Source organism: Vallitalea okinawensis (genome assembly GCF_002964605.1).
In the GTDB taxonomy this organism is placed as follows: Bacteria; Bacillota; Clostridia; order Lachnospirales; family PQDH01; genus Vallitalea_A; species Vallitalea_A okinawensis.
In genome coordinates this window covers 607,153-620,569 of record NZ_PQDH01000001.1, presented here as the reverse complement: position 1 = coordinate 620,569, position 13,417 = coordinate 607,153, and the positions used below count along the sequence as shown (strand labels likewise).

Here is a 13,417-nt window from a genome sequence, read left to right as displayed (position 1 = left end):
GACAAAACAGTTCAGCTTAATCAGTAAATGCATTTATTGGCTTCATCTGCAAAAGCTTTGATGAGTTCTGGTTTAGCATCAAAGAAATGGTCCGATGGTGAAAGTATAAATCCACCTCCAGATCCAGCCTCATTAAAACACTTCCGTACAGCTAATCGTGTTTCTTCAACAGTACTGTTAGTGAAGTAGTGGCCTTGATCAAAGCCCCCAATCATACATACTTTATGACCAACTCTTTTTTTAGCCTCTTTTAAATCAACATCTCCTCCCATTCCAAGAGGTGTTAATGTTTCTATAGCATTTGGCTTCATGGCTACGATGTCATCTAAAATAGGCATCATTCCACCACAGGTGTGATAAACAATTCTTTGGTTGAGTTTTTTTGCATGATCTATTATTTGGCTATCGTAAGGGGCTACATACTCATTGAAAATAGTTGGGGATATAACAGTGGAAGAGGCATCACCTCCGCCCAATTCTATTAAATCATAATGAACACCTTTCAGCGAATTAACATACTTAAGCTTTCTTTCAAGAATAATTCTTAGAAATTCATGTACCCAAGCAGAATCATCAAAGGTTTCCATAATCAAATTCTCTATCCCATAAAAACAAGCTGCATCTTGCCAGCAACCAGGCTGCCCAAAAATATCAAAAGAGTCAATTGCACTTCTGACAAGACCTTTATTACCATAAGCTAAGGCACTTTCGTTAGCACTTTCTGCATCGCATATTCTGACAGGAGCATATTCAGCTAACAGCTCGATATCGGATTTATCCTTTATGAGGTGTTCAGTCATCCAACAAGTATACTCATTAAATTGTAATGTCATGGTGAGTACTTTTTTTGGTGTATGCACTTTGAATCTTTTCGTCAGATACTTATTATCAGGAAGGACTTCAATTTCAATATGCCAATTACTATTCTGTATGAAACCATCTTTCATATACTCACCATTAGAATGATTACATGTTACAGGTGATAACCATAAAATTGGATCTAAATTATATTCTTCAAAGAATTCTTCTGTGGATAAACCACCTGCATAGTGTTTAAGAAAATAAGACATCACATGATGAGTGGTAACAGGTAAGCGATCAACTGGTTTTAAATCAAGGGCGTTAATAAATCTTTGCTTAGTATCCATCTTGACACTCCTCTTAAATAGATTATAGTATTTTGATGCTTTATATAATTATAATACTTAAAAAAGCTTTGTATATGTTACTTGATATTGATATAATTTATAGTATATTGATATTGGTGGTGATATTGTTGAATCGATTGTTGCTTGAGAGTTTTACTAAAGATAGAATTTATTATGGTGAAACATTGATTAAGAATGAAGGTAATGTGACACTCCATACACATACTTTTTTTGAAATCTTCTTTATAATAGAAGGTGAGATTGATTATTTTATTAATGATAAATACATTCACTTAAAAACGGGCACTATACAATTGGTTTTTCCTCATAACAAACATGCTTTTTTTAGAAAGCATACATTTAAAACTGCAAGAATCATTAATATTGCCTTTGTGTCTGAGTTAATAGGTGAAGATATTCATTATCTTTTATCTGAGGCAGATAGGGATAGTAAAAAAGAGTTAGAGGTTTTTAAGTTTGATAGTAATCTTTTTAATCTATTAGTTAAGCGTTCCTTACAACTCAAAAATGCAATATCTATTAGAGAGAAAGAGTTAATGCTCTTTAACATATTAATGAATTACCTTATTGAGTATATTCATGTAAATAATAGTCATATCAATGCTGCACCTCTATGGCTAAAAAATGCCATGGAAGAAATGCAAAAAGAGGAACATTTTAAAACTGGGTTAAGAAGTTTTATCAAACTATCCAGTAAATCGCAGGAACATCTAACACGAATGCTTAAGCAGCATTATGGTTATACGCCTACAAAGTATATAAATGATCTAAGGTTAGAGTATGTTTCAGAAAAGTTAATCAGTACTGATTTACAAATATCAGTGATTATCTATGACAGTGGATTTAATAATATTGCCTATTTTGAAACTCTTTTTAAAGAAAAATATCATGTAACTCCCCGACGTTATAGACAATTGAATCAGAAGTTATTTAAATAACTTAAGTATATCCTTCGGATTTCATCATTATTTAACTTTACTAGATTATCTAATCCCTTTATAATAGGATGTAGGGAAAAGGAGGAAGATGTGTGAAAAAAACTAGAATTTTGACGATGCTACTGTTACTTACTTTTATTTTTTCAATAATACCTGTATCAGCAAAGGATTTTGAAGTAACAGATATAAAAGAACTAAGGATTGCCCTTAAGACCTATTATTACAATAAAGAAAAAATAACAGCTTATAATAGTGATATGTTGATAGGTTATGAAAATGAAAGTGACTACGACATGGAAATGTGGTTTTCAGGATACGATCATTATAGTTTCGAGGCTTTAAACGGTTATTTCTTGACATCTAGTACATATTATTCATCTTATGATGATGCAAAGACAGTAAGCGATAATTTACAAGCACTTGGATATCCTGCTTTTCCAGGTGTAAAAGGACCTGCAGAATGGTACATCTACATGGGACGATACGAGAGTGTTGATAATGCACAAGTTGCTTTGAACGATATTAATTCATCCATGAAGAATATGGATTTTGCAATCATTGAAGACTTGGGACAACTCTATAAAATGTCCGCAGATGGTAACGTATTGGTCATTGTGGATTGTGAATTCAATAAACCTCAATTCATGGCAGTTGATAATAATGGTATTACCAACCTTGGAGATCGACAATACCGTGGTAGAGTGGAATATGGTATTTACGGCAATGATAGTATCAGCGCTATCAATATCATTGGGCTAGAGGAATACTTATATGGAGTTTTGCCTAGTGAAGTTTATTATAAATGGGAAATGGAAGCTTTAAAAGCTCAGGCTGTAGCTGCTAGAACTTATGCTGTTTATACGGCTTTCGTTGCTCCTAAATATGCATCGGAACCTTACGACCTAGATGATACAGTTTATTGTCAAGTGTATAAAGGTTATGGCATCGAAGAAGAAAGAACGAATCAAGCAGTTACCCAAACATTAGGTCAATTTATTCTTCATGATAATGAACCCATTGCAGCATTTTTCTTTTCAACCAGTGGCGGGCATACTGAGAGTAGTGAAAATGTGTGGGTTGGTCAATTTGATTATCTAAAAGCTGTTTCGGATATAGAGGAAACAGAACCAGAAAAAGACCCATGGATTAAGATTATGACTGCTGAAGAAGTTGAATCCGTCTTAGTTGAAAAGGGTGAAGACATTGGTGAGGTTTTGACCATGGAAGTACTATCTTATGCAGAAAGTGGACGAGCCATGGAGTTACTGATTGTTGGTACAGAGGGATCAGTGGAGTTAACAAAAGGACAAATTCGTTGGCTTGGATTATACAGTACTAAGTTTACTTTGATCACAGATAGTCAATATGTACCAAGTAGTAGCGTCTTAGGTCAAAATGGTACTGAACAACAGAATTTAATCAATAATAATCTACAAGTCATTACCTCAGATGGGCAAACCTCTTCTCTAGCTTTTACAGAGGGACAGGTTATCGTAAGTAGTGCAGGTAATCTCCAAAACTATACCAACGTCCAACCTTCTAATGGTACTTATATCTTTGCAGGTATGGGTTATGGACATGGTGTTGGAATGAGTCAAGCTGGAGCACAAAGTATGGCTCTAACAGGTTCTAACTATATTGAAATATTAACCCATTATTTTATGGATGTAACAATAGAACCACTTTATTAAACATAGGCACTTAAGTAAGTTTAATCTTATTTAAGTGCTTTTTTGCTTATTTATTTACAAGTAAACCTTAGTAATTTAATAGTTAATAAGTATGAAGTTGCTATAATTAGTACATAGATAATAACTATTGTTTGAGGTGATGATTTAATGAATACTTTGCAACATATGTTGGATAAAACTGTTCATTTATTAAAGGAAGATAAGCGATGTCTTGGAGGATGGCATTTTGGATCTATTAGCAGAGGATTACAAGATAAGTATTCCGATATTGATCCAGTTTTTTTAATTAAAGATAAAGACTTTGAAAGCTTTGATAGTCATATACAAGGCATGTTTGATGAGATGGGGTATGAAATATTATTGTTTTGGCCTGAAGAATTCAATTCTAATGCCATTAGGAATTATGCTATTCTGATAAAGGATAAGAGAAACATCCTTCAATATGACTTTACCATAATGAATCATTCAAAAATTGATGAACCTTTCAGTAGAATTTGGTATAAAGGATGCACTAAGAAAGATATTATTTTTGATAAAGATGGCGATATAAACAAATTACTAAATAGAAAGCAAAAAGACAAAAATATGGAGATTGATATCTTGCATACTATTCAAAAGTATTGGCTTCTTTGCTTTATTATCGTTAAATACTATAATAGAAGAGATATATTTAAGTTATTATATATGATGAATGAACTGTTTCAAACCCATGTTCAACTTCTGTTTAGGTTCTATAGACCAGACGAGTGGGGGAGCTGGGCTGACCAAATTAAAAGCTCAATTCCTTTTGAAAAACAACAGAATTTACTTTCCTATTTTTGTAAAGCTGACCTAGAATCCATAATGAAAAATCTCTTATTAAGTATCACTGCATTTGAAGAAGATGCAAAAATGATATGTGTGAGAAATCAAATGCCTTATGAAGAAACACTAGCCACCAAAATTAAAGATTATATGGTATTAAACATTGGTAAATCTTTTTAAAATACTAAGTTGTAAACCACCAACTCTTCACAAAATAAGTCTAGAATATGGTACAATAGTTCTGGGTGGTGATACAATGAATCAATATTTACTTAGAAGCTACTTAAATAACCTATCAGTGGACTACATAACAGGAGATAAACTTCATGTTGGCGATGATTGGAAGGACATGAATTACATTCCTGATTATAATAAATTTTATCTCATAGAAAGTGGAGAAGGATGGTTGAAGATTGGTGATGAGGAGTTGTTTCCAAAAGCTTATCAATTAGTATACATGCCAGCTAATGTGAAACAGTCCTATTCCTACATTAATGCTAATAAGTATACCAAATACTGGTGTCACTTTACAGCTAAAATTGGTGAAAGAAACATCTTTGAAGTTATCCAATTACCTTATATCTTAAAGGTTACACAAGAACAATTTAGTTACTTAGTTACTTTATTCTCCAGGATTTATGAGTGGGATGTCAGCCATGAGGTTGCTTCCTCTTTAAAAGTGAAGGCCTTATTATATGAACTCATTGCTTTTTTTATTGATAATAGTGTTATAGATCAACTTAACATTCAACTGACACCTTCATCTAGTGGTATTAGTAAGATATTATTATATATCGAAGATCACATTGCAGATGAACTTACTGTTGCTTCTTTAGCAAAACAAGCTCATCTCCATCCCAACTATTTTATTAAGTTATTCAAATCTTACATGGGTGCATCACCGATGCATTATATTAATAAACGGCGGGTGGACAGGGCAAAAGATCTATTGTTATCATCTAATAGTAGCATTACGCAAATAGCTGAACAAGTAGGTTTCAAAGACAGTGCTTACTTTTCAAAAGTATTTAAAAACCATACTCAATTAACACCTAGACAGTACAAACAGATGAAAAAACTAAATGATAAGTAAATGGAACCCTTTGGCATTGAGTAGGCTGAAGGGTTTTGATGATTTCTTGAAATAAATTTGTAATAAATGGAACAATTATTATATCCTCCTCGTCTAACTGATTAAATGAGAGATCAATAGTCAATTAAAGGGGATGTTAATATGATGAGAAAGTTAGGAATATTCTGTCTTATTCTAATGTTATGTTTAACAGGTTGCTCTAATGTAGGTAATGAATCAGGAAATGGTTCAGATAAAGCTACTGATACAAAACAGGATTATAGTAATACTGAAACGAAAGCAACGAAGAAAGAATCAAAAGAAGAATCAGTTGAGGAGGAATCAATAGAAGCACCAGCAGAGAAGAATGAACTAACCATAGCAGGTTTAGCAGATGAAAACATGGCAGAAGATAAGTGTGTTATCATTGAACCTATTCCTTCTAATTCTGAAGAATATAGTGAGGTACAAGAGTCAGATTTCATTTACACAACTACAATGCCTTTAAGTACATTTAGTATTGATGTTGACACAGCCTCTTATAGCCAAGTAAGACGTTACTTGACTAGAGACCAACAGCTGCCACCAATAGAAGCTGTTCGCATTGAAGAGATGATCAACTATTTCTCTTATGATTATCCTAAACCAAAAGGTGATGATCCTTTTAGTGTATACACTGAAGTAGGGGTATGTCCTTGGAATAAGGAACATTATCTAGCTATGATTGGGGTGCAAGGAAAAGAAGTATCATCTAAGAAACGCCCAGCTAGCAATCTAGTTTTCCTATTAGATGTATCAGGATCAATGAATGATCCTTATAAATTACCATTGCTAAAATCAGCATTTTCTATGCTAACTAATGAATTAACTGAAAAGGATAATGTATCCATTGTTGTTTACGCTGGTGCATCTGGGGTGGTGTTAGAAGGAGCAGAAGGTGCGGATAAAGATAAAATTAACGAGGCTCTATACCAATTGAGCGCAGGTGGTTCTACTGCAGGTGGGGAAGGGATTGAATTAGCCTACAAACTTGCTAATAAGTATTTTATAGAAGGTGGGAATAATAGGGTCATTTTAGCAACTGACGGTGACTTTAATGTTGGTATATCCTCAGAAGAAGGTCTAGAAAAATTAATTGAGGAAAAAAGAGAAGAAGACATTTTCTTAAGTGTATTAGGATTTGGAACAGGAAACATTAAAGACAATAAGATGGAGGTACTTGCAGACAAAGGTAATGGAAATTATGCTTACATTGATTCCATAGAGGAAGCAGAAAAGGTTTTGGTTAGTGAGATGGCGGGAACTTTATTTACCATTGCTAAAGATGTTAAATTGCAATTAGAGTTTAATCCGGCAAAGGTAGGGGCCTATCGATTAGTAGGATATGATAATCGTCGACTGAATAATGAAGATTTTGCAGATGATACAAAAGATGCTGGTGATATAGGCATGGGACACACTGTGACTGCTTTTTATGAGATTATACCAGTTGATCAATTGCCTGAAGCAACGAGCTTGCGTTATCAAGATAATAATGAACTTCAAGAAGCTTCTATTGAAGCCAATAAAGATGAGTGGCTTTATTTAAAACTCCGTTACAAAGAACCAGATAGTGATACAAGTCAGCTTGAAGAATATGTTGTGTCTGATAGACATTTAAAGGATTCTAATACTGAAGATTATAATTTTGCTGCAGCAGTAGCGGAATGTGGATTATTATTAAGAGAGTCTACTTTTAAAGGTGATGCTGATTGGGATGACGTTTTAAAGCGAGCTAGACTCAATATGAGTAGCGATGATGAAGGTTATAAGGCTGAATTTATTCATCTTGTAGAGATTGCTAAACACCTTAGTTACTAACTAAGTAACCCCATGACAGGTAAGTTTTTATACCTATCATGGGGTTTTAGGTTAATGCGGATTTATATGGACAACAACGTCTTCTATATCTGTTAAAGTCTTCAAATGATATTTAATCTCAGTAGCTACATCATGACTTTCGAAAACAGTCATGTTACCATCCATTGAGATTTTTACGATGAGTAAATAGTAGATGCCAATAGGCTTGGCAGTCATACTATCTACATGAAGAACACCCTTAAAATTTTCAATTTCTTCAATGAGATCCTTTTCAATTTTGGGATCGATGTTTCGGTCCATAAGTACATTATAAGCAGATAAAAAGATTTTGATGGCTGTGTAGATAATCCATAATCCTATAGCAATACCTACTACTGCATCTAACCAATAGATACCTAATTGACTAAATATAATACTTAACAAGACGGAGCCTGTTATGAACACATCGTTACGATGGTCTTCTGCATTGGCCAGTACAAGTAGATTATCATATTTTAAACCGATATTTTTACAATAGCGGTAGAGGAAGAACTTAAGAACTATTGTAAATAGAGCAACAGCTATTAATGTTATTGATACTTTAACAGCTTCTTGATTAATAATTGACTCATAAGCGCTTCTTAAAATACCCATTGCAACAAGTATTAACGAAAAGCTTATAATGATTGAGAAGATATACTCAGCCTTCCCATGTCCGTAAGGATGATCTTCATCCCCTGGTTTAGATGAAATCTTATTACCTAACCAGGTGACCAACGAAGCAAAAACATCTCCGGCACTGTTCAAACCATCTGCAATCATTGCTTGACTTTTACTTTGGAATCCAACTAATAGCTTAATTAAAACAAGAAATACATTTGCTATAATACCTGCAACAGCCACTCGATTGGCTGATTCATATCTATCCATTTTATCACCTGCAATTTTTATGTTTTTCTCTTTTGCTTTCATCTATTTTTAGTATAGCACTTCAATTATATACTATTCTTCTTTTAATTTCAAATGATTTTCATATAATAATAACTCTCCTTAAATGATAATGAAAGGTATTTGCATTATGAATATATTATTCTGAAAGTGTTATAATATTTATATAAACCAATTGACAAATTATTAAATGAAATATACAATATAAGTAAATAGAGAACTTTGTTATTCTTATCATTCTAAAGAGGTGCTACTATGCAGAAAAGTCTTTATAGTTTAATATTGTTTGATGATGTTGTTGAAGCGGTTGATCGAATGGCTTATGAAAGAAATATGAACCGGTCACAACTGATTAACGAAATTTTGGCGAGACAAGTTGGTTTGCTAACACCAGATCAACGCGTTAAAAAGATTATTAATAAAATTATTGAAATGGTTAATAAGGAAGAAAATCTTCAAGTAAAAGTGCAAAGTGATAGTGGGAACTTGCAGTTTGGAACATTTTTGCGATATAAATATAAACCAAGCATCAAATATGCATTTGACTTTTACACAAAAGATCATGAGCGCTACGCGATGTTGAAGGTGGTAAGTCGAACTAAATCACCTGAACTTTGTGCGCATTTGAGAAACTTCTTTAATATTTTAGCAAACATCGATAGGAATCGTTTTAATGAACTTCATTCAAAAGAAGTTATTACGTGTATACCTGATGACTCTAATAATCGGTTTTCTAGGGAGTTCTTCTCAGGAATCAGTATAGAAGGTATTAGAGATGAAGAGATTGCTGAATACTTAACGAGGTATCTGATCATGCTTGATGAATCCCTAAAATACTACTTTTCGCATATTGATAATTTACAAAATGCAGCTAAACGTATTGATGCAATTTATTTAAAACACATGTCTAACATAAGATTATATCGATTATGAGAGGGGTGAGAATATGGCTAATCGCATTGAAGATTATTATGAGATATTAGGTGTTACTAAGGAAGCATCCGATAAAGAGATACAAAAAGCTTATCGAAAACTTGCCCATAAATATCATCCAGATTCAAACAGTTCTAAGGAGGCAGAAGAAAAATTTAAAAAAATTAACGAAGCTTATAATGTTCTGAAAGATTCTGAAAAAAGAAAAGCTTATGATCAATTTGGTCATAATTGGGAGCATGGACAAGGATTTAATGCTGGAGATTATGGCAGTTGGTCAGGAGATAGTGATACTTTGAAGTCCGTTTTTGAGTCCATCTTTAGGGCAAACAACTTTGGTGGAGGACGAACAAGCTATTCTTCTTTTAGTGATTTTGGTTTTGGAGGATTTAACCAGAGTCGTGTGAGAAAAGGGCAGGACATAGAAACGGAAATGAACATTACTATTGCTGAAGCTTACCATGGTGGAGCAAAACAAATTCGTTTAAACGTAGCTGGTTCGGGTGGCTATGCACAACCCAAAAAGCTGGATATTAATATTCCGCAGGGAATAGCAAATGGTAAGAAGATAAGACTTAGAGGCCAGGGAAGTCCTGGAGCTAATGGAGGACCTAGTGGTGATCTTCTTATTAAACTCAATATAGTTGATGACACTATCTACCAGTTAAAAGATAAAAGTATCTACAAAAAAATGAAGATAACACCTTGGGAAGCAGCCTTTGGTGCAAAAATAAAGGTTGATGTCTTTGGAAAAGATGTGGAATTAAAGATACCTCCAGCAACTCAGTCAGGACAGAAATTCCGTATGAAAGGTAAGGGGTTAAAAGATAAGCAAGAAGTGGGAGACATTTTTCTAGTTGCTCATATCGTATTACCTGAGAAGATGTCTAAGGAAGAAGAGAAGTTGTTGAAGCAATGGAAGAAGATAAGTGGGTTTAATCCACGAGTACAATGAGTTTTATAATAGGGGCAGGCATGTATGGAGTACTATTGCGCCAGCTGGAAAGACGTCCATGTCTTAGACAGCTGGGTTCGCCCTCCGTGGCTCACTGCCTCATAGAACGCCATCCATGCCTTCGGTATATGTTAGGTGGAGTTAAACTGGAGAAGAGATATAGGGGCAGGCATGTATGGAGTACTATTGCGCCAGCTGGAAAGACGTCCATGTCTTAGACAGCTGGGTTTGCCCTCCGTGGCTCACTGCTTCATAGAACGCCATACATGCCTTCGGTATATGTTATGTGGAGTTAAACTGGAGAAGAGATATAGGGTCAGGCATGTGTTAGGTGGAGTTAAACTGAGGTGGATAATAAAGAGTCAGGCACGCCATACATGCTTTTGGTATGTTGATGTGCTTAGTTATTGTATAAACAGAATATTGGGAATATTGAATAAATTAAGGAGGTAAATACGATGGATATGAATAAATTGACGGAGAAATCTTTAGAGGCAATTAAGCAAGCAGAGAGTAGTGCGTTGAGAAATGGCAATGCAGAAATTGAACCAGAGCATTTAATGCTTGCTCTTTTTACACAAGAACAAGGACTTATACCAAGAATGCTAAATAAAATGAACATCAATGTTATAGGATTTATGGATCAATTAGAGAATCATATTGGTAAAAAACCGAAAGTAACTGGTGGTGGGCGTCAGACTAATACGATCTATATTAATAGGGAAACGGATAAGGTGCTTATTGAAGCTGAGAATAGTGCAACGAATATGCAAGATCAATTTATATCGGTTGAGCATCTGTTCTTAGGTTTCTTTGCACTGTCAGACCAGCACTTTGTTAAAGGGTTGTTATTAAGTTATGGCATACAAAAAGATCATATTCTACAAATTCTACAGAATATAAGGGGTAATCAGCGAGTTACATCACAGAATCCAGAAACAATCTATGATGCACTCACACAATATGGGCATGACCTTGTTAAAGATGCCATGGATAATAAGTTGGACCCTGTCATTGGTCGTGATGCTGAGATCAGGCATGCTATTCGTATACTGTCAAGAAAAACTAAGAATAATCCTGTTCTCATCGGAGAGCCAGGTGTAGGCAAGACTGCCATAGCTGAGGGATTAGCTCAGCGAATCGTCAAAGGTGATGTACCAGAAGGTATAAAAGATAAGCGCATTATTGCCCTGGATTTAGGTGCATTAGTTGCTGGAGCTAAATATAGAGGTGAATTTGAAGAACGTTTAAAGGCTGTACTTAAGGAAGTGAAAGAGGCAAACGGACAGGTTATTCTCTTTATTGATGAGTTACATACCATCGTTGGGGCTGGTCAGACAACAGGTGCTATGGATGCTGGGAATATGTTGAAACCTATGTTAGCACGAGGAGAATTGCACTGTATTGGAGCAACTACCTTGGACGAATATCGACAATATATTGAGAAGGACCCTGCCTTAGAAAGACGTTTCCAACCTGTTCTTGTTGATGAACCGACAGTAGAAGATAGTATTACCATTTTACGTGGCTTAAAAGAAAGATATGAAGTCTTCCATGGTGTACAGATTCAAGATAATGCGTTGGTAACTGCAGCAGTTTTATCTAATCGCTATATTACTGATCGCTTCTTGCCCGATAAAGCAATCGACTTAGTTGATGAAGCTTGTGCCATGATACGAACAGAGATGGATTCCATGCCAACAGAAATGGATGAGGTATCGCGAAGAATCGTTCAATTAGAGATTGAAGAAGCAGCTTTAAAGAAAGAAAAAGATCCTGTTAGTCAGCAACGTTTAGAAAATGTTCAACGTGATTTAGCTGATTTTAGAGATCGCTATAATACTATGAATGCCCAGTGGGAGATTGAAAAAAGTAGTATTCATGAGGTACAACATCTAAGAGAAAGTCTTGAAGCACTTAACCATCAGATTGAAGTTGCTGAAAGAGAATATGATTTAAATAAGGCTGCTGAATTAAAATATGGTCGATTACCTGAATTACAAGAACAACTTGAAAGAGAGGAAGCAAAACTTGAACACAGCAAGGATGAACATACTTTGCTTAGAGAAAAAGTAAGTGAAGAAGAGATTGCAAAGATCATCTCGCGTTGGACTGGGATACCTTTAAGCAAGCTTGTAGAAGGAGAGAGAGAAAAGCTGCTAAAACTTGATGAAATCTTGCACCAACGTGTTATAGGGCAATCGGAGGCTGTAAGTCGTGTGACCGATGCTATCATCCGTTCGAGAGCTGGTATCAAAGATCCTAACCGACCTATTGGTTCCTTTATTTTCTTAGGACCGACAGGTGTAGGTAAGACAGAATTAGCAAAAGCAGTAGCTGCTACATTGTTTGATTCAGAAGATAACATGGTTCGCATCGATATGAGTGAATACATGGAGCGTCATAGTGTTTCAAGATTAATTGGTGCACCTCCGGGTTATGTAGGTTATGAAGAAGGAGGGCAATTAACAGAGGCTGTTAGGCGAAAGCCCTATAGCGTGATCCTGCTAGATGAAATTGAAAAAGCACATCATGATGTCTTTAATGTACTCCTACAAGTGTTAGATGATGGAAGGATTACAGATTCACAAGGTAGAACAGTAGATTTTAAAAACACTATTATTATCATGACATCTAATATTGGTGCACATTACTTGCTTGATGGCATTGATGAAATAGGTGAAATACATGATGATGCTAGGGATAATGTTCTTAAAGAATTGCGTATGCAATTTAGACCAGAGTTTTTGAATCGAGTGGATGAAATTGTATTATATAAACCTTTAACAAAGGCTGATATTAAAGAAATTATTAATCTTCTTATTAAGGACCTTCAAATTCGCTTAGATGATCGACAACTGACTCTAAAGGTTTCTGATAAAGCTAAAGAGCATATCATTGACCAGGGTTATGACCCGGTTTATGGTGCAAGACCACTCAAAAGATATTTACAGCGTCATATAGAGACGTTAGTAGGGCGATTATTGATTAGAGAAAAACTTCAACCTGGAAGCCAACTCTTAATTAATTATGAAGATAATGACTATACAATCCATTACTAGCATATC

10 protein-coding genes are annotated in these 13,417 nt (G+C 34.8%); 8 read left to right on the top strand and 2 right to left on the bottom strand.

The features are described from left to right. Positions 1-20: 20 nt before the first annotated feature. Positions 21-1,148 carry a uroporphyrinogen decarboxylase family protein gene (locus C1Y58_RS02920; protein WP_105614487.1) on the bottom strand — a complete coding sequence of 376 codons (1,128 nt, stop codon included), beginning with the start codon at positions 1,146-1,148 and terminating at the stop codon, positions 21-23. Between the two features lie 128 nt (positions 1,149-1,276). On the opposite strand from C1Y58_RS02920, the gene C1Y58_RS02915 reads away from it, so the two are divergent. The 5 genes from C1Y58_RS02915 to C1Y58_RS02895 all read left to right on the top strand — a co-directional run bounded on the left by C1Y58_RS02915 (position 1,277) and on the right by C1Y58_RS02895 (position 7,534). Next, a complete protein-coding gene (locus C1Y58_RS02915; RefSeq protein WP_170311497.1) occupies positions 1,277-2,107 on the top strand; it encodes a helix-turn-helix domain-containing protein in 831 nt (276 codons plus the stop codon). Positions 2,108-2,199: 92 nt separating this feature from the next. Next, positions 2,200-3,798 (top strand): SpoIID/LytB domain-containing protein, encoded by a 1,599-nt coding sequence (locus C1Y58_RS02910; RefSeq protein ID WP_105614485.1) that lies wholly within the window; start codon positions 2,200-2,202, stop codon positions 3,796-3,798. A gap of 147 nt (positions 3,799-3,945) precedes the next feature. Continuing rightward, the gene (locus C1Y58_RS02905; RefSeq protein WP_105614484.1) at positions 3,946-4,782 is read left to right on the top strand and encodes an aminoglycoside 6-adenylyltransferase; all 837 of its coding nucleotides are present in this window, start codon (positions 3,946-3,948) and stop codon (positions 4,780-4,782) included. A 76-nt stretch (positions 4,783-4,858) separates the two neighbouring features. Beyond that, positions 4,859-5,695, top strand: a complete 837-nt coding sequence (locus C1Y58_RS02900; RefSeq protein ID WP_105614483.1) for an AraC family transcriptional regulator — start codon at positions 4,859-4,861, stop codon at positions 5,693-5,695. Between the two features lie 141 nt (positions 5,696-5,836). Continuing rightward, a complete protein-coding gene (locus C1Y58_RS02895) occupies positions 5,837-7,534 on the top strand; it encodes a vWA domain-containing protein (RefSeq protein ID WP_242985319.1) in 1,698 nt (565 codons plus the stop codon). Positions 7,535-7,585: 51 nt separating this feature from the next. Here the strand turns inward: C1Y58_RS02895 and C1Y58_RS02890 are convergent, their stop codons facing one another. Continuing rightward, positions 7,586-8,443 carry a cation diffusion facilitator family transporter gene (locus C1Y58_RS02890; RefSeq protein WP_105614924.1) on the bottom strand — a complete coding sequence of 286 codons (858 nt, stop codon included), beginning with the start codon at positions 8,441-8,443 and terminating at the stop codon, positions 7,586-7,588. A gap of 273 nt (positions 8,444-8,716) precedes the next feature. On the opposite strand from C1Y58_RS02890, the gene C1Y58_RS02885 reads away from it, so the two are divergent. The 3 genes from C1Y58_RS02885 to clpB all read left to right on the top strand — a co-directional run bounded on the left by C1Y58_RS02885 (position 8,717) and on the right by clpB (position 13,411). Then, a complete protein-coding gene (locus C1Y58_RS02885) occupies positions 8,717-9,394 on the top strand; it encodes a hypothetical protein (RefSeq protein ID WP_105614482.1) in 678 nt (225 codons plus the stop codon). 13 nt (positions 9,395-9,407) lie between these two features. Next, on the top strand, positions 9,408-10,349 hold the full coding sequence (locus tag C1Y58_RS26980) for a DnaJ C-terminal domain-containing protein (RefSeq protein ID WP_105614481.1): 942 nt from the start codon (positions 9,408-9,410) through the stop codon (positions 10,347-10,349). Between the two features lie 458 nt (positions 10,350-10,807). Continuing rightward, positions 10,808-13,411, top strand: coding sequence for an ATP-dependent chaperone ClpB (clpB, locus tag C1Y58_RS02875; protein ID WP_105614480.1), 2,604 nt, complete (start codon positions 10,808-10,810; stop codon positions 13,409-13,411). The last annotated feature ends 6 nt before the right edge of the window (positions 13,412-13,417 follow it).

Coding starts and splice junctions, on each gene's coding strand:
- C1Y58_RS02920 (WP_105614487.1), bottom strand. CDS start 1,148: ATGGATACTAAGCAAAGATTTATTAACGCCCTTGATTTAAAACCAGTT.
- C1Y58_RS02905 (WP_105614484.1), top strand. CDS start 3,946: ATGAATACTTTGCAACATATGTTGGATAAAACTGTTCATTTATTAAAG.
- C1Y58_RS02900 (WP_105614483.1), top strand. CDS start 4,859: ATGAATCAATATTTACTTAGAAGCTACTTAAATAACCTATCAGTGGAC.
- C1Y58_RS02895 (WP_242985319.1), top strand. CDS start 5,837: ATGATGAGAAAGTTAGGAATATTCTGTCTTATTCTAATGTTATGTTTA.
- C1Y58_RS02890 (WP_105614924.1), bottom strand. CDS start 8,443: ATGGATAGATATGAATCAGCCAATCGAGTGGCTGTTGCAGGTATTATA.
- C1Y58_RS02885 (WP_105614482.1), top strand. CDS start 8,717: ATGCAGAAAAGTCTTTATAGTTTAATATTGTTTGATGATGTTGTTGAA.
- C1Y58_RS26980 (WP_105614481.1), top strand. CDS start 9,408: ATGGCTAATCGCATTGAAGATTATTATGAGATATTAGGTGTTACTAAG.
- clpB (WP_105614480.1), top strand. CDS start 10,808: ATGGATATGAATAAATTGACGGAGAAATCTTTAGAGGCAATTAAGCAA.